The 16,476-nt window shown below is 73.5% G+C and carries 15 protein-coding genes; 11 read left to right on the top strand and 4 right to left on the bottom strand.

What is annotated here, in order from left to right; all coding sequences use genetic code 11:
- Nucleotides 1-1,481 precede the first annotated feature (1,481 nt).
- From ACERM0_RS14585 to ACERM0_RS14555, 7 genes are read left to right on the top strand one after another with little or no spacing between them, the layout of a single operon-like run.
- Nucleotides 1,482-2,069, top strand: coding sequence for a (2Fe-2S)-binding protein (locus ACERM0_RS14585; protein ID WP_373679343.1), 588 nt, complete (start codon nucleotides 1,482-1,484; stop codon nucleotides 2,067-2,069).
- On the top strand, nucleotides 2,066-4,495 hold the full coding sequence (locus ACERM0_RS14580) for a xanthine dehydrogenase family protein molybdopterin-binding subunit (RefSeq protein ID WP_373679342.1): 2,430 nt from the start codon (nucleotides 2,066-2,068) through the stop codon (nucleotides 4,493-4,495). Before ACERM0_RS14585 ends, ACERM0_RS14580 begins: the two co-directional genes overlap by 4 nt.
- Entirely contained in the window at nucleotides 4,492-5,343 is an 852-nt protein-coding gene (locus ACERM0_RS14575; RefSeq protein ID WP_373679341.1) for a xanthine dehydrogenase family protein subunit M, read from the top strand. Before ACERM0_RS14580 ends, ACERM0_RS14575 begins: the two co-directional genes overlap by 4 nt.
- Nucleotides 5,340-6,302: an AAA family ATPase gene (locus tag ACERM0_RS14570; protein WP_373679340.1), complete on the top strand. Its 963-nt coding sequence runs from the start codon at nucleotides 5,340-5,342 to the stop codon at nucleotides 6,300-6,302. The genes ACERM0_RS14575 and ACERM0_RS14570 overlap by 4 nt, the downstream gene beginning before the upstream one ends.
- Nucleotides 6,295-7,515 carry a VWA domain-containing protein gene (locus ACERM0_RS14565; RefSeq protein WP_373679339.1) on the top strand — a complete coding sequence of 407 codons (1,221 nt, stop codon included), beginning with the start codon at nucleotides 6,295-6,297 and terminating at the stop codon, nucleotides 7,513-7,515. The genes ACERM0_RS14570 and ACERM0_RS14565 overlap by 8 nt, the downstream gene beginning before the upstream one ends.
- Nucleotides 7,508-8,629 carry an XdhC family protein gene (locus tag ACERM0_RS14560; RefSeq protein ID WP_373679338.1) on the top strand — a complete coding sequence of 374 codons (1,122 nt, stop codon included), beginning with the start codon at nucleotides 7,508-7,510 and terminating at the stop codon, nucleotides 8,627-8,629. Before ACERM0_RS14565 ends, ACERM0_RS14560 begins: the two co-directional genes overlap by 8 nt.
- Before the next feature lie 57 nt (nucleotides 8,630-8,686).
- Complete coding sequence (locus tag ACERM0_RS14555) at nucleotides 8,687-9,565, top strand: SRPBCC family protein (protein WP_373679337.1); 879 nt, start codon at nucleotides 8,687-8,689, stop codon at nucleotides 9,563-9,565.
- Nucleotides 9,566-9,609: 44 nt separating this feature from the next.
- Here the strand turns inward: ACERM0_RS14555 and ACERM0_RS14550 are convergent, their stop codons facing one another.
- Nucleotides 9,610-10,107 carry a molybdenum cofactor biosynthesis protein B gene (locus tag ACERM0_RS14550; RefSeq protein WP_373679336.1) on the bottom strand — a complete coding sequence of 166 codons (498 nt, stop codon included), beginning with the start codon at nucleotides 10,105-10,107 and terminating at the stop codon, nucleotides 9,610-9,612.
- A 44-nt stretch (nucleotides 10,108-10,151) separates the two neighbouring features.
- On the opposite strand from ACERM0_RS14550, the gene ACERM0_RS14545 reads away from it, so the two are divergent.
- The 3 genes from ACERM0_RS14545 (at nucleotide 10,152) to wrbA (ending at nucleotide 12,510) form a co-directional block, all read left to right on the top strand.
- Nucleotides 10,152-10,814, top strand: coding sequence for an NTP transferase domain-containing protein (locus ACERM0_RS14545; protein WP_373679335.1), 663 nt, complete (start codon nucleotides 10,152-10,154; stop codon nucleotides 10,812-10,814).
- Between the two features lie 32 nt (nucleotides 10,815-10,846).
- The gene (locus ACERM0_RS14540; protein ID WP_373679334.1) at nucleotides 10,847-11,740 is read left to right on the top strand and encodes a phosphoribosylaminoimidazolesuccinocarboxamide synthase; all 894 of its coding nucleotides are present in this window, start codon (nucleotides 10,847-10,849) and stop codon (nucleotides 11,738-11,740) included.
- A gap of 155 nt (nucleotides 11,741-11,895) precedes the next feature.
- Nucleotides 11,896-12,510, top strand: a complete 615-nt coding sequence (gene wrbA / locus ACERM0_RS14535; RefSeq protein WP_373679333.1) for an NAD(P)H:quinone oxidoreductase — start codon at nucleotides 11,896-11,898, stop codon at nucleotides 12,508-12,510.
- Nucleotides 12,511-12,768: 258 nt separating this feature from the next.
- Here the strand turns inward: wrbA and ACERM0_RS14530 are convergent, their stop codons facing one another.
- Complete coding sequence (locus ACERM0_RS14530) at nucleotides 12,769-14,127, bottom strand: ABC transporter substrate-binding protein (protein ID WP_373679332.1); 1,359 nt, start codon at nucleotides 14,125-14,127, stop codon at nucleotides 12,769-12,771.
- A 218-nt stretch (nucleotides 14,128-14,345) separates the two neighbouring features.
- Between ACERM0_RS14530 and ACERM0_RS14525 the strand changes: the two genes are divergently transcribed.
- Nucleotides 14,346-14,711, top strand: coding sequence for a DsrE family protein (locus ACERM0_RS14525; RefSeq protein WP_373679331.1), 366 nt, complete (start codon nucleotides 14,346-14,348; stop codon nucleotides 14,709-14,711).
- Between the two features lie 13 nt (nucleotides 14,712-14,724).
- Here the strand turns inward: ACERM0_RS14525 and ACERM0_RS14520 are convergent, their stop codons facing one another.
- Together ACERM0_RS14520 and ACERM0_RS14515 are read right to left on the bottom strand one after the other, a co-directional pair.
- Nucleotides 14,725-15,495, bottom strand: a complete 771-nt coding sequence (locus tag ACERM0_RS14520) for a sortase domain-bontaining protein (RefSeq protein WP_373679330.1) — start codon at nucleotides 15,493-15,495, stop codon at nucleotides 14,725-14,727.
- A gap of 79 nt (nucleotides 15,496-15,574) precedes the next feature.
- Nucleotides 15,575-16,426, bottom strand: coding sequence for a hypothetical protein (locus tag ACERM0_RS14515; protein ID WP_373679329.1), 852 nt, complete (start codon nucleotides 16,424-16,426; stop codon nucleotides 15,575-15,577).
- Between the last annotated feature and the right edge of the window lie 50 nt (nucleotides 16,427-16,476).

Genomic DNA, 16,476 nt, shown 5'->3' with positions numbered 1-16,476 from the left:
TCTCTCTGCGACGACAGGTTTCGAGGAACGGTACATGGGGGGCGGGACATGAGCAGACATCCGCGAGGAGGGCTGTGAACAACCTGCCGCCTCTTCGAGTCTCCCGAGACCAGCCAGGCCTCGACGGCCCCGACCCGACGGTCCGGCTCTGCGCGGCTTCGAGGACCAGGAGCCAGTATCGGTCCGTCGTCTGGAGGCGCGAGGTTGCGGATCGCCCGCTCGACGAGCGCTGGATCTGTGGGGCCGAGCGACCCGGGCGGCGTCTCCTCCTGCATGACGGCCCTGAGTGCGCGAAGGCCATCCTTGGCGGTGAGTAGTCGGTGAGTCACGAGCATCAGCGACATGGACGGTCCGCGCCCGAGATCGTGAAGGGGGGCTCGCTGAGCGTCATGCCCGAACCCGTACGAGCCCCGCGAAGCGCAGTTGCCTCGGGCGCGTCTCCGCGCAGTCCGCGTCAGCGTGCCGGATCGGCGTGCTCGTGCAGCCAGACCAGGATCTCCGACCATCGGTAGCGGACGTGCTTCCCGACCCTGAAGCCGCGAGGTCCATCTCCTCGGTGGCGCCACTGGTAGACCGTGGCCGACCGGGATCGCGAGGTAGTCCGCCAGTTCCTGTGGCGACAGGCAGCGGCTCGTCGAGAGCGGGACGGTCTCCGATCGGTGGCGCCTGGCTCATCTTCACTCCTTCGAACCTGAGCCGCCCGGAACGGCGGCCCCGCCGCTGGCGCCTCTCCAACATGCGTCTATATAGGGACTGTCGCCGTCGGCAGTGCCGCTGTGACACGAATGACGCTGGACGGCACAGCGGCCGCGATGTCAGGCACGCCAAGAGCGTCGTTCTGGATGATCCGGTGTCGCTCGCCACCCGCCGTCACCCATGCTGCCGGTGGCCGCGTACGAGAACTGCGGTGGGCGGGGATCATCCCGCCCACCTCGACCCGAAGGTTCGGCGCCGGCTTGTTGTGTCGCTCCGACAACGCGCCATCGCGCTCTCGCCATGCCGGTCGAGAAGGCCTCTCGGTCGGACGTGCAGTAAGCTCCCCGCCCTGAAGGCGGCCCGCTCGCTCGACGACAGGGGTCCGCAAGCAGTCCGCACACAGTCCGCAGGAGCACGAGTTACGGCGCGAATCGGCGCGTACCGTTGGCAGACGTGTGGCCCGCGTTTGTGCAGGTCACGAGGGGTTTCCCGTAAGGACGCGCAACGACGGACAGACCCGGGCGCTGATGTCCTACATCGGCGGCTGAGCCTCCGTCGCGGCGGCCGGGGTCGGCGTCCCTGGACCGCGGGACGAAAAGCTGGTGACAGCGGGGGGGCGCTGGCGTACCGTGCCGGCGCGTGCTCATGGCGGCGCCACCCCGGTCGGGAGCCGGGACGGCGGGGCACGTCGCTCCATCGTGCGCGCGCCGTCACGGCCGAACCGTCGGCGTGTCCACGCTGGGACGCCGCCCCATCGCGGGGCGCGACGCTGACGGGAGGGCAACGTGACCAGAGTCCAGATCACCGTGGACGGCGCGGCGCACGACGACGAGGTCGAACCTCGGCTGCTGCTCGTCCACTACCTGCGCGACGTGCTGGGCAAGACCGGCACCAACGTCGGCTGCGACACGTCGAACTGCGGGGCGTGCACGGTCCATCTCGACGGACAGTCGGTGAAGAGCTGCACGATCCTGGCCGTGCAGGCCGACGGCGCCGACATCACCACCATCGAGGGGCTGGCGCAGCCACCGGCCGACGGTGACGCCACCAGCGGCTGGCACCCGCTGCAGAAGGCCTTCCATGCCGAGCACGGTCTGCAGTGCGGGTACTGCACCCCCGGCATGATCATGTCCTCGATCGATCTGCTCGAGCGCAACCCGTCGCCGACCGAGGAGGACGTCCGGCACGGGCTCGAGGGCAACCTCTGCCGGTGCACCGGGTACGTGAACATCGTCCGCTCGGTGCTGCGGGCCGCCGCGGAACTGCGCGGCGAGGAGGTGCCCGGCGTCGGCGAGGGCACGATCGCGTTCGGTGACGTGGCGCAGAGCGAGCAGGCCGCGGACGACCTCAAGCACGTGGAGGTGACGCCGTGACGACGCTGGAGAACCCGCCCACCGCCAACCTCGGCGTCGCCCGCCTGCGCAAGGAGGACGCCCACCTCGTCACCGGCAAGACCCGGTGGACGGACAACATCCGCGTCCCCGGCATGCTCCACGCGTCGTTCGTGCGCAGCCCGATGGCGCACGCCCGCGTCGTGTCCGTCGACGTGTCGGCAGCGAAGGAGCAGCCCGGCGTCGTCGCCGTCTACACCGGCGCGGACCTGCAGCAGTACTGGGAGAGCGGGCTGCCCTGCGCGTGGCCGGTCACGGAGAACATGCGCACGCCGCTGCACCTGCCGCTGGCCACGGACGAGGTCCGCTACGTCGGCGACGCCGTCGCCGTGGTGGTCGCCACCGACCGTTACCTCGCGGCCGACGCGGTGGAGTACGTCGACGTGGAGTACGACCCTCTGCCGGTCGTGACCGACATGGAGGCCGCACTGGCCGAGGGCGCCGACCTCGCCGACACGACGCTGGACTCCAACGAGTGCTTCGTCTGGCCCTTGGAGAACGGTGACGTCGACGCCGCCTTCGACGGGGCCGCCCACGTCGTCACGCGCCGGTTCATCCAGCAGCGCCTGCTGCCGACCGCGATCGAGCCGCGCGCCGTCGTCGCGGCGCCCCCGGCCGACCAGCGCCAGTACACGGTCTGGTCCGCGACCCAGGTGCCCCACATCCTGCGGCTGATGCTCGCGCTGACCTGCGGGGTCCCGGAACACGAGTTGCGGGTCGTGGCTCCCGACGTCGGCGGCGGGTTCGGCTCCAAGCTCAACGTCTACGCCGAGGAGGCCGTCTGCCTGGTGCTGGCGCGGCTGCTCGACCGGGCCGTGAAGTGGACCGAGACGCGCTCGGAGAACTACCAGGCCACCATCCACGGCCGCGACCAGATCCAGGACCTGTCGCTGGCCCTGGACGAGGACGGCCGCATCCGCGGGCTGAAGGTCGACCTCAAGGCCGACATGGGCGCCTACCTGCAGCTGGTCACCCCGGGCATCCCGCTGCTGGGCGCCTTCATGTACAACGCCATCTACAAGATGGACGCGCTGTCGTTCCGGTGCACCGGCGTGTTCACCAACAAGACGCCCACCGACGCCTACCGCGGCGCGGGCCGTCCCGAGGCCACGTTCGCGATCGAACGCCTGATCGACGAGGCCGCCGTGGAGCTGGGCATGGACCCGATGGCGCTGCGCGAGCGCAACTGGATCCAGCACGAGGAGTTCCCCTACGAGACCATCGCCGGGCTGACCTACGACTCGGGCAACTACGAGGCCGCAACGGCGCGCGCCAAGGAGCTGTTCGGCTACGACGAGCTGCGGGCCGAGCAGGCACGCCGCCGCGAGTCGGGCGACCAGGTCCAGCTCGGCATCGGCATCTCCACCTACACGGAGATGTGCGGACTGGCGCCCTCGCGGGTGCTCGGGTCGCTCTCCTTCGGGGCGGGCGGCTGGGAGACCGCCAGCGTCCGGATGCTGCCCTCCGGCAAGGTCGAGGTCATCACCGGCACCTCGCCGCACGGGCAGGGGCACGTGACGTCCTGGTCGCAGATCGCGGCCGATGCGCTCGGCATCCCGTACGAGGACATCGAGGTACACCACGGCGACACGGCCGTGTCGCACCGCGGGCTGGACACCTACGGCTCACGGTCGCTGGTCGTCGGCGGCTACGCCGTGCGCGTTGCCTGCGACAAGGTGGTGGCCAAGGCCAAGCGCATCGCCGCCCACCTGCTGGAGGCCAGCGAGGACGACCTCGAGTTCGACGCCGGCACGTTCTCCGTGCGGGGCTCGCCGGACGTGTCGACGTCGCTGCAGGACCTCGCGCTGGCCGTGTTCACCTCGCACGACTATCCGGAGGGGATCGAGCCGTCGCTGGACGCCGACGCGACCGTGGACCCGGAGAACTTCTCCTACCCGCACGGCACGCACCTGGCGGCCGTCGAGGTGGACACGGAGACCGGCTCGGTGCACCTGCGCGACTACGTCGCCGTGGACGACGTCGGCAAGGTCGTCAACCCGCAGATCGTCGAGGGACAGGTCCACGGCGGGCTCGCGCAGGGCATCGCCCAGGCCCTGTTCGAGGAGGCCATCCACGACGACGAGGGCAACCTCGTCACCGGCACGCTGGTGGACTACTACGTGCCGTCGGCGGCGGACCTGCCCACGTTCCGCACCGACCGGACCGAGACGCCGGCGACCACCAACCCGCTGGGCGTCAAGGGCGTCGGCGAGGCCGGCGCGATCGCGTCGACCCCGGCGGTCATGAACGCGGTGATCGACGCGCTGCGCCCGCTGGGCGTGAAGGAGGTGCCGATGCCAGCGTCGCCGCAGAACGTCTGGCAGGCGATCCGGGCCGCGCGGGACGGCGGCGGAGGTGGCGGCGGGGCCGGTGCCTCGACCGGCACGACCGAGGGAGGTGCGGCATGATCCCGGCACCGTTCGAGTACGTGCGGGCGGAGTCCGTCGACCATGCGGTCGCGGCGCTGCGTGAACACGGCGACGAGGCCAAGGTCATCGCCGGCGGCCACAGCCTGCTGCCGCTGATGAAGCTGCGGCTGGCCGCGCCGGAGGTGCTCGTGGACCTCGGCCGCGTCGACGCGCTGCGAGGCGTCCAGGAGACCGACGACGGGCGACTGGCGATCGGCGCGATGACCCGCCACCAGCAGGTGATGGACGACCCGCTCGTGCAGCAGTACTGCCCGGTCCTGGCGCACGTCACCGGCATGGTCGGCGACGCCCAGGTCCGCCACGTCGGCACCATCGGCGGGGCACTGGCCCACGGCGACGCCGCGGGTGACCTGCCGGCCACCGCGCTGGCGTTGGAGGCGACCTTCCTCGTCCAGGGCCCCGACGGCCAGCGCGAGGTCACCGCCGCGGACTTCTTCCAGGACTACCTCGTCACGGCCCTGGCCGAGGACGAGGTGCTCGTCGAGGTCCGTGTCCCGAAGCTCGACGGCAGCTGGGGCTACCGCTACGAGAAGTTCGTCCGCGTCAGCCAGGCGTGGGCGATCGTGGGCGCGCTGGCACTGGTGCAGCGCGACAACGGGTCGATCTCGCAGGCCCGGGTCGGGCTGACCAACATGGCGACGGTGCCGCTGCGCGCCTCCGCCACGGAGCAGGCGCTGACCGGGGCGGGGACGGACGCGATCCGCTCGGCCGCCGAAGCGGCGGCCGAGGGCACCTCACCGTCGGGTGACCTCAACGCCACACCGGAGTACCGCCAGCACCTCGCGCGGGTGCTGACCCGCCGGGCGGTGGAGGCCGCCGCCTCTTGAACGAGGTCGGGACCTCGCGGGGCCGCCCGCCGGGGGAGGCCACCACCTTCCCCGGCGGACGGTTGCCCGATGGGGTGTCGGACCCGCCGTCGCTGGCCGAGCGGCTGCGCGAGGTGGGCTACCTCGCCGACGACGGCCTGGCGACCGCCGCCTTCCTCGCGCTGGCGCTGCGCCGCCCGCTGCTGCTCGAGGGCGACGCCGGCGTCGGCAAGACCGCCACCGCGTCGGCGCTGGCCCAGGTGCTGGACGCGCCGCTGCTCCGGCTGCAGTGCTACGAGGGCATCGACGCCTCGCAGGCGCTGTACGACTGGAACTTCCCGGCTCAGATCCTGCACCTGCGCGCGGCCGAGGCGGCCGGGCGGCGCGCCGACGAAGACGCCCTGGAGGCCGAGCTGTACGACCGCCGCTTCCTGGTGGCGCGTCCGCTGCTGCAGGCCCTGGAGACCGACCCGGTCGTCCTGCTCATCGACGAGGTCGATCGCGCCGACGACGAGTTCGAGGCGTTGCTGCTGGAGATCCTGAGCGAGTTCACGGTCACCGTGCCGGAACTGGGCACCATCCACGCGACGACCCCGCCGGTGGTGGTGCTGACCTCCAACCGCACCCGCGAGGTCCACGACGCGCTCAAGCGGCGCTGCTACTACCACTGGCTCGACCACCCCAGCTACGCGCGCGAGGTCGAGATCGTGCGCACGCACCTGCCGGGCGTGGGCGAGCGGCTGGCCCGCGAGGTGGTCGCCGCGGTGCAGACGCTGCGCGACCAGGACCTGCTGAAGCCGCCCGGGGTGGCGGAGACGCTGGACTGGACCGCGGCGCTGGTGGCGCTGGGTGCCGACCACCTCGACGCGGACCGGGCGAGCGCGACGCTGGGGTCGGTGCTGAAGTTCCGCGAGGACCAGGAACGCGCCCGCGCGATCGACGTGTCCAGCCTCGTGGCGCGGGCGGTCGCCGATGGCTGACCCGGTCCCGCTCTCGCTCTCGCCGGTGGCCATCGGCTTCGGCCGGGCGCTGCGCGCCGCCGGCGTCGACGCCGACCCCTCACGGGTGCAGGCGTTCGTGGCCGCGCTGGGCACGCTGCGCGTCGACCGGGTTCGGGACGTGTACTGGGCCGGCCGCGTGACGCTGTGCGCCGGTCCCGACGACCTTGAGCGCTACGACCGGGTCTTCGATGCGTTCTTCGCCGGGGTGGCCGTCACCGGCCGGCCGAGCACCCGGCGCCGGGTGCAGGTGGGCGCCGACGCGCTGGCCGCACCGGGCGTCGGTGACGCGCCACCCGAGGACGCCCCGACCGTGACCGCGATCACCCGGTATGCCAGCGCCCGCGAGGCGCTGCGTCACCGCGACGTCGCGGACCTGACCGACGCGGAGCAGGCCGAGTTGCGCCGCTTGCTGGCGCACTTCGCCATGCCCGGCGAGGTGCGCCGCTCGCGCCGCCGGCAACCCGCACGCCGCGGCGCCGTCGACCGCCGCCGCACCGTCCGCCAGGTCCTGGCCGCCGGCGGCGAGGCGGGACGGCTGCGACACAGCGGTCCGCGCCCCCGACCGCGCCGGGTGCTGCTGCTGGTCGACGTCAGCGGGTCCATGGCGGGCTACGCCGACGCGCTGCTGCGCTTCGCCCACGCCGCCGTCCGCGGCCGTGAGGCACCGACGGAGGTGTTCACGCTGGGCACCCGCCTGACCCGCGTGACCCAGCCGCTGGCGCACCGGGATGCGGACACCGCGATGCGGGCCGTGTCGGCCGCCATCCCGGACTGGTCGGGCGGCACCCGCCTGGGCGCGACGTTGCACGAGTTCCTCGACCGCTGGGGGCAGCGCGGGCTGGCCCGCGGAGCCGTCGCCGTCGTGCTCTCCGACGGCTGGGAGACCGGCGACGTCGACGAACTGCGGACGCAGGTCCGGCGGCTCGGCCGGCTGACCCATCGGCTGGTCTGGGCCAACCCGCGCGCCGGCCGACCCGGCTTCGCGCCCACCGCCGGCGGCATGGCGGCCGCCCTGCCCTACTGCGACCACTTCCAGGCCGGCCACTCGCTGGCGTCGTTGGAGCGGCTGGCGGCGGTCGTGGCCGGTGCGGCGACCGAGCCGGATCCCGCGTCGTCGCGGCGTGAACGAGCGACAGGCCATACCGTGGTGGCGGCGACCGCCGTGCTCGAGGGAGGGGTGCGGGATGCGTGACGAACTGGCAGTCCTTCGTCGCTGGCAGGACGACGGCACGACGCTGGCGCTGGCCAGCGTGGTGGCCACCAGCGCCAGCGCTCCGCGCCGGCCCGGTGCGGTCCTGGCGTTGCACCCCGACGGCGAGGTGCTCGGCAGCGTGTCCGGCGGCTGCGTCGAAGGCGCCGTCGTCGAGGTGGCGAGCGAGGTGCTGCGGACCGGCGTGCCCCAGCGGGTCCGCTACGGCATCTCCGACGACGAGGCGTTCGCGGTCGGGTTGACCTGCGGCGGGACCATCGAGGTGTTCGTGCGGCGGGTGACGCCTTTGGACGTCGACCTGGCGGCGGTCGCGTCCCGCGTGGAGGCCGACGAACCGGTGGCGTTGGCCACGATCGTCGAGCACGCGCAGGACGCGTCGCTTGAGGGCCGCACGCTGACGATCACCGACCTGGACGTCAGCGGCTCGACCGGCTCGGAGTACCTCGACCGCGCCATCGTGGAGCACGCCCGCGGCATGTTGGCCCAGGGCGACACGGGCCTGCGACACGTCGGCCCGCGCGGCGAGCGGCGCATGGACGACGTCGCGGTGTTCGTGGAGTCGTTCGCGCCCCGGCCACGGATGCTCGTGTTCGGCGCCATCGATTTCGCCGCGGCCGTCGCCTCGATCGGGCGCTACCTCGGCTTCCACGTGACCGTCTGCGACGCCCGGGCCCGGTTCGCCACGCGGCTGCGCTTCCCGGATGCCGACCAGGTGGTCGTGGAGTGGCCCCACCGCTACCTCGCCGCCACCGCCGTCGACCCACGAACCGTGATCTGCGTGCTCACCCACGACCCGAAGTTCGACGTGCCGGTGCTGCAGGTCGCCCTGGAGACCCCGGCGGCCTACATCGGCGTCATGGGCAGCCGGCGCACCCACGAGGACCGGCTCGAGCGGCTCCGCGAGGCCGGCGTGGCGGAGGCGGCACTCGGCCGGCTGCGCTCGCCGATCGGGCTCGACCTCGGCGCCCGCACCCCACAGGAGACGGCCGTGTCGATCGCCGCGGAGATCGTGTCGCTGCGTCACGGCGGCAGTGGCCGCCCGCTGCGCGAGACCGACGGCGCCATCCACCGCAGCAGCGACCCCGCCATCGTCTGAGCAGCGCCCGGAGCGTCGCCGTCCGGCCCGCGACCGGCAGACCGCAGGAGGAGCCCCGTGGAGTTCACCAACGAGTTCACCGTGCCCACCGACGTGGAGACGGCCTTCGCGATCCTCACCGACCTGGAGAAGGTCGCGCCCTGCCTGCCCGGCGCCCAGCTGGAGGAGGTCGAGGGCGACGTCTACACCGGACGGGTCAAGGTCAAGGTCGGACCGATCAGCATGACCTACCGCGGGCAGGCACAGCTCGCCGAGACCGATGCCGAGGCCAAGCGGGCCCGGATCCAGGCGAACGGCAAGGAGACCCGCGGCACCGGTACCGCGAAGGCCGACGTGCACGCGGCCCTGCGCCCGGACGGTGACGGGACCGTGGTGACCGTCGTGACGGACCTGACCGTCACCGGCAAGCCGGCCCAGTTCGGGCGTGGGGTGATGGCGGAGGTCGGCACGAAGATCATCGACTCCTTCGCGGAGCGGCTACGGGCCATGCTGGACGAGGAGCACGCCGGCGCCGGCGCCGGTGTCGGCGCCGGTGTCGGCACGGGTGTCCCGGCCGAGGAGTCGGTCGTCGGCGAGGCGGCCGCGGTGGCCACGCCCGCCTCCGAGGCGGCGCAGGCGGCCATGACGAGCGCCGCGGCCGAGGCGGCACTGGAGGAAGCGGCGGCCGGTGCGGTGGAGACGGGCGGCGCGCCCGGCGGCGCGCCAACGGGTGCCGAGGCCGCCACGCTGGCAGCCCCGGCGTGGGACGGCGCCCCACCGGCCCCGCGGCGGCGGCGGATCGAGCCGGACCTCTCGCGCGAGGACGACGCGCTCGACCTGATGGAGGTCGCGGGCGCGGCCACGTTCAAGCGCGTCGCCCCGGTCGTGGCCGTGCTCGCGCTGCTGGTGACGATCTTCGTGTTCTGGCGCCGTACCAGCCAGCAGCGGGAGGAGTGACCGCCGACGCAACCGGGCCGTCGTGGAGGCGGCCCGCGGTGAGCTCACCGGTGCTGGGTGTCGCCGGCCAGCAGGTCCAGCGCGTGTGGCAGCAGGTCCAGGATCGCCGCCAGGCTCTCCGTGGCGCCCTTCGGGCTGCCGGGCAGGTTCACGATCAGCGAGCGGCCACGCGCGCCGCAGATTCCACGGGACAGGTCCGCCATCGGCGTGCGCGCACGCCCCGCGGCGCGCATCGCCTCGGCCAGCCCCGGCGCCTCGCGCTCGAGCACGTCACGGGTCGCCTCGGGGGTGACGTCGCGTGGCCCGAACCCGGTTCCGCCGGTGATCGCCACCAGTGCCACCTGCTCGACGTCGCACAGCCGGCGCAGCACGTCGGCGATGCGATCGCGCTCGTCGGGCACCACCTCGCGCTCGACGACGGTGAACCCGGCCGCGCCGAGCTGTTCGGTGACGGCCTGCCCGGAGCGGTCCTCGCGGTGACCGGTCGTGACGCCGTCGGAGGCGGTCACCACGGCGGCGCGCCGGCGTGCATGCTCGTCCATGCCAATCCCCTGGTGTCGACGCCGCCGAGCCTACGAGGTGACCCGTGACGATCCCCGCCGTCCCCACCGTCGCCGTCGGCCTGGTCCTGGCCGCCGGGCGGGCCAGCCGGTTCGGGGCGACCAAGCAGGTGGCCGAGGTGGCGGGGTTGCCGATGGTCGCGCACGCCGTCGCGACGGCCCACGCCGCCGGGCTCGCCGAGGTGTTCGTCGTGGTGGGCCACGACCGGGCGGCCGTCACCGAGGCCGCCCGCCGCGGTGGGCACGTCGTGGTCGTGCACAACCCGGAGTACGCACGGGGGCAGGCCAGCTCGTTGCGATGCGGCCTGGAGGCCGTGGCGGCGCAGACGGATGCGAGCGTGGTCGTCGTGCTGCTCGCCGACCAGCCGGGTGTGCGGCCCGAGGTGGTCGCGGCCGTGGCCGACGCCGCGGCCGCGGCCCCCGACGGGCTGGCGCGGGCCCGCTACGCCGACGTGCCGGGTCACCCGGTCGGGCTCGACCGGCGGATCTGGCCGCGGCTGGTGGAGCTCGAAGGGGACGCGGGCGCCCGCCAGCTGTTCGACGGGTACGACGTCGCGGTGGTGCGGGTCGGCAGTGGGGCCCCGCCGGACGTCGACCGGCCGGCGGACCTCGCCGGTCTGCTCGCGGGCGGCGGGGACCGGGTCGATGGGGCCGACGCGGCCGGCCGGGTCGAGGAGGCACCCGAGTAGGCTCGTGCCCCCGCCGAGACCGCGAGTCGCCCGTGCCACTGGACGCCCTGCCTCACCTCCGCTCGGGCAAGGTGCGCGACCTCTACGACGTCGACGACGACCACCTGCTGCTGGTCGCCTCGGACCGCGTGTCGACCTACGACGTCGTGCACCCCACGCCGGTCCCCGACAAGGGTCGGGTGCTGACCGGGCTGTCGGCCTACTGGTTCGAGCGGCTGCGCGCCCTCACCCCGAACCACCTCGTCTCGACCGCGACGGCGGACCTGCCGGCCGCCGTGGCCGACGACGCCGCCCACCTGCGGGGGCGGTTCATGCTGGTCCGCAAGGTGCAGATCGTGGCGTTCGAGTGCGTGGTGCGCGGTCACCTCGCCGGCTCGGGCTGGCAGGAGTACCAGCGCGATGGACGCGTCTGCGGCGTGCCGCTACCGGCGGGGCTCGTCGAGGCCGACCGGCTGCCGACGCCGATCTTCACGCCGGCCACCAAGGCCGCGCTGGGGGAGCACGACGAGAACGTCCCCTTCGAGGCGGTCGTCGAAGCGGTCGGGCCCGACCTGGCCGAGGAGCTGCGCTCGCGCTCGCTCGCGATCTACGCGGCCGCGGCCGAGCACGCCGCCGCCCAGGGGATCATCCTGGCCGACACCAAGTTCGAGTTCGGTCTGCTCGACGGCCGTCTCGTCCTGGCCGACGAGGTGCTCACGCCCGACTCGTCGCGCTACTGGCCCGCGGACCGGTGGTCACCCGGCACGACCCCGCCGAGCTTCGACAAGCAGTTCGTGCGCGACTACGCGACCTCGACCGGCTGGGACCGCACGCCGCCGGCCCCCGCTCTGCCCGACGACGTGGTCGCCGCGACGCGCGCGAAGTACGTCGAGGCGTACGAACGCCTCACGGGTCAACCGTTCGACGCCTGGCTGCACCAGCCCTGAGCGCGGTGCCGGTGCAGCGCCGTCGCATTCCCGGGCGGCCGGCAGCCCGGCCGGGGGCCGGACGCGTGTGACCGTCCGTCCACGGAGACAGGCCACGGGCCGCCCCGAAGACCGGTTGTCTACTCACACGCCAACCGCGACCACCGAGGCATCGCATGGCCAAGATCGGGATCGTCTACCACTCCATGTACGGCTCCACCTACGAGCTCGCCAGCATCCTGGCGCAGGGCGTGGACAAGGCCGGCGGCGAGGGGCTGCTGCGCCGGGTGCCGGATCCGCTGCTGCCCGACGAGGTGAAGCAGATGGAGGGCGTCGCCGCCGCCGACCAGGCCCAGTCCGACGTGGTCGAGGCAACGGTGGACGAGCTGCCCGAGTTCGACGGACTGATCCTCGGTTCGCCCACCCGCTACGGCTCCAACACCGCGCAGCTGCAGAACTTCATCGACCAGACCGGCCCCCTGTGGCAGGCCGGGCGGCTCGTCGGCAAGCCGGTGGGCTTCTTCACCGGCGCCGCCACCATCCACGGCGGGCACGAGTCGACGATCCTGTCGCTGTCCACCTTCGCCTATCACCACGGCATGGTGATCGTGCCGGTCGGCTACGGCCTGGCCGAGGAGGTCGGCAGCACCCGCACCGGGGGCAGCCCGTACGGGCCGACCCACTGGAGCCCCATGGGCGACGACAAGGAGGGCATCGACGAGGACGAGCGCGAGATCGCCCTCAAGTACGCCGCTCACTTCAACCACATCGCGGACAAGCTCAAGGCCTGATCCGCACCAGACCCGCGCTCGGTGTCTCTCCCCACCGGGTGCGCCCCGCGCGACGGTGCTCTCCCACACCGCGCGCGCTCCCGCGCCGGCCTCTCCCAGCCGCGCGCTTCGCCGCCCCCGGCCTCTCCCAGCCGGGGGCGGCGCTCTTTGGTCCGAAGGCCCGTCGCTGCCGCCGCGCCGGCCGGCAACCCCCGGAAACGCGGGAGGACCCCGCCGCGAGCGGCGGGGTCCTCCGGGTGTCTCACCCGAGACGTCGGATCAGAAGTTCGACTCGACGGTCTCGAGGCTGGACAGCGCGCCGTCGGAACCGATCTCCCAGACGTCGTACGTGCCCGACTCGGGCTCGCCGTTGCCGGACTCGGTCTCCGTCAGCACGACGCCCGACACGGTCTGGTAGGCGATCGTGTCGCCCGCCTCCAGCGCGTCGCGGCACTCCTCGAAGGAGCCGCACTCCGTGTCACCGGTGGTCACGTTGACCATCTCACCGGCGATCGCGGCACCGTCGTCCGAACCCGCGGCCTCCGCGGCCAGCGCGATGATCATCGCGCAGTCGTAGGCCTGGGCGGCGTAGGTGGTGTCGGACAGGCCGGTCTCGTCCTGGAAGCGGCTCAGGAACTCGGGGTCGGCGTCCGGCGACGGACGCGTGCCCTTCATGCCCTCGAGGATCGACTCGTCGTTCGGGTCGACCAGGCCGGCCAGGTCGTCCGAGGCCAGACCGTCGGCGCCGTACACCGGAACGTTCTGGGGACCGAGGCCCGCCTCGACCATGGTGGCCAGGATCTGCGCGCCCTCGTCGAAGGCGATCAGCGCGACGGAGTCGGCGCCGGACTGCGCGACCTGGTTCACCTCGGCCTCGAAGTTCGCGGCCTCGGGGTCGTAGGTGATGGCCGCGGCGACCGTGGCGCCCTGCGCCTCGAGCTCCGCGACGGTGGCGTCCATCAGGCCCTGACCGTAGTCGTCGGCGCGGGCCATGATCGCCGGGTTGGTGTTGCCGTCACCGACGATGACCTCGGCGAGCACCGGGCCCTGCAGGGCGTCGGTCGGCGCGGTGCGGAAGTACAGGCCGCCGTAGTCGCCACCGGTGAAGGTCGGCGAGGTGTTGGAGGCCGAGCACTGCACGACGCCGGCGCCGGTGAGCGCGTCGACGAACGACAGCGACATGCCGGAGGCCGCCGCGCCGATCACGGCGTTGACGTTGGCGCCGATCAGGCGCTGCGCCGACTCGGAGGCGATGGTGGTGTCACCGGCCTCGTCACCGGACTCCAGCGTGACGTCCTCTCCGAGCACACCACCGGCGGCGTTGATGTCCGCGATGGCGAGCTCGACCGCCTGGATCTGCGGGGGGCCGAGGAAGGCGAGCGGGCCCGACTCAGGCAGGATGTAGCCGAGGTTCAGCACACCGTCGCCCTCGACGGCCTGGCCGTCACCCTCTTCGGCGGGCTCCTCCTCTGCGGGCTCCTCCTCTGCGGGTTCTTCCTCGGCACCGGTGTCGGCACCGGTCTCCTCTTCGGTCGGCTCGGGCTCGGTCGCGGTGTCATCACCGTTGCCGCAGGCAGCGGCCGCGAGCGCGAGCGCGGTGACGGCCGCCATGCGGCGCAGCCACAACGAACGCTTCATCTACTCCCTCCCCATGGGGTGGTCGTCGCCGCCGCCTCACCAGTCCCCACCCGGCGGTGCGGCGAGCGCCTCTCGGACCCGTGCGGTCGCACGGTGCCCGGGGGGACGCTACTACGCGTGTAGGAGGATGGGAAGCGCTTTTGCGCGCTCGGCGTCCGCCCGGTCCCGCCCGGACGCCTACGGTGCCGCCTCGACGTCCCCACGAAGGAGCCTGACCGATGGCCGACACCCTGCTGTTCTGCAACTCCCACGGCGCCGACGCCCCCGAGCGCGCCACCGTGCCGTTCATCGCCGCCGCCACCGCCGCCGTCAGCGGCAAGTCGGCCGTCGTCGTCTGCACGGTCGAGGCCGTCAACCTCGGCCTGCCCGGCGTCGCGGACGGCATCGAGGAGGAGGGCATGCCGCCGCTCGGCGACCTGGTGCGTCAGTTCACGGACGCCGGCGGCGAGATCTGGCTCTGCAGCGCCTGCGCGGTCAAGCGCGGCATCACGGGCGACCGGGAACTCGTCGACGGCGCCGTGATCGTCGGCGCCGCCCGGATCGTCGAGGCGCTCGCCGAGGGCCGGGCCATCACCCTGGCGTGACCGCGGTGCCGGCTCAGGCGGGCTCGGCGATGACCACGACGTTCTCCGCATAGCTCCGGGTCGCCGGGTCGTACGCCCCGCCGCAGGTGATCAGGACCAGGCGCGGGTCCCCGCCCCGGGCGAACAGTTCGTCGACGGGCAGCTCACCCTTGTCGTAGGTCGTACGGCCGACGACCCGCCAGTCGAGGCGCTCACCGTCGACGGTCTCGACCTCGATCCGGTCGTCCACCGCCAGCGTCCGCAGGTCGAACAGCGCGCCGCGCCCCTGCGAGCGCGAGTCGACGTGGCCGGCGAGGACGGCCGAGCCCCGCTCGCCCGGCCGGGCGCGCGGCGAGAACCAGCCGACCTCGCGCACGTCCGCGGGCAACTCCATGGCGCCGTCGGGCTCCAGGCCGACCGGGACGACCCGGTGGTCGACGCCGATGGCGTCGATGCGTAGACGTGCCGGGTCGGCGACCGGCGCCGGTGCCTCTTCGGGGTCGTCTGCGGCCCCGGATGCCGCCGTCGTCGCCGGCCCGTCGGCCGCCGGCGGTGTCTCGGCGGCCACCGCGTCGTCGGCCCCCGGTTCGTCGGCCCCGAGTTCGTCGGCCCCCGGTTCGTCGGCCGGCGATGGCGGGGCCGTCGGCGCCGACGCCCGGGGTGCCTCGGGGAGTTCGGCGGCCGAGGACGGCGGCGGGGTTTCGCGTGCGACGTCGGGTACCTCGCCGACGGTGTCGCCGCTGCGCGCGAGTTCGGCGGACCCGAGCGAGCCCAGCAGCAGCAGCGCACCGAGCCCCGCCGACACGGCCTCCCAGCGGGGGCGGCGGACACGCCGCGGGGGAGGAGGGGCGTCGGCCCCTCCTCCCCGAACGGGAGCGGTCGGCTCAGCGACGGCGACGGACCACCCGGGCGGCGGCCGGCGCGAACAGCAGGGCGGCGCCGGCGAACAGCGCGGCCAGCAGCCCGGTGCTGGTGCCGGAGTCGGCCAGGCCGGCCGAGCCGGCGTCGACGCGGGTCGGGGCGTCGTCGCCGCCGTCCGCGGCGTCGTCACCGGCGACGGCGGTGCTGCCGGTCACGATCTGCAGCGACTCGTCGTCGGCGGACCCGATCGCGTAGGCCAGGACCAGCGTGCCGTCGGGCACCTCGACGTCACCGACCTCGAGCGCGACGTCGCCGCCAGCCGGGGCGATGCCGACACCCTCGACGCTGGTGCCGCCCGGTACGTCGACGCGGGCGGTGTCACCGTTGGTGACGCCCTCCAGGACGGGCTCGCCACCGGCGATGACGTCGACGGGGCCGAAGGCGGCGGTGTGGAACACCTGGATGCCCGTGGCGTCGTTCTCGTTGATGTAGGCCTCGAGCGACGGGGTGTCGCCGGCCTCGTTCAGCTGTGCGACCACGGAGGCGCTGGCGCCGGCTGCCAGCTCGGGCGTGCTGAGCGAGATGACGGGGTCGCCGCTGGTGTCGCCACCGGCGGGGAACACCTCGAGGTCGTAGGCGCCCGGCGGGACGTCGAGGGTCTCCACGTCGCCGAACTCGAAGGTGAGCAGCGGGTCGTCGTAGCTGCCGGCGACGTAGACGTCGACGGCGGTGGAGTCGGCGCCGAGCGTGTCGAAGACGCTCTGCGGGATGCCGTGCACGGCGACGACCTCGGCGGTGTCGTCCTGGGCGAAGGCGGCGGTCGGGGCGAGCAACAGCAGGGCCGCCGTCGAGGCAGCCAAGACGCGTAGCTTCATGGGTGTTTCCTCACGGTCCGGTTCGGGCAGGTGTCCGCGCTTCGTGCCGC

The organism is Egicoccus sp. AB-alg2, from assembly GCF_041821065.1.
Taxonomy (GTDB): domain Bacteria; phylum Actinomycetota; class Nitriliruptoria; order Nitriliruptorales; family Nitriliruptoraceae; genus Egicoccus.
Note: the sequence above shows the minus strand (reverse complement) of the source record. Positions and strands in the feature narration are given on the sequence as shown.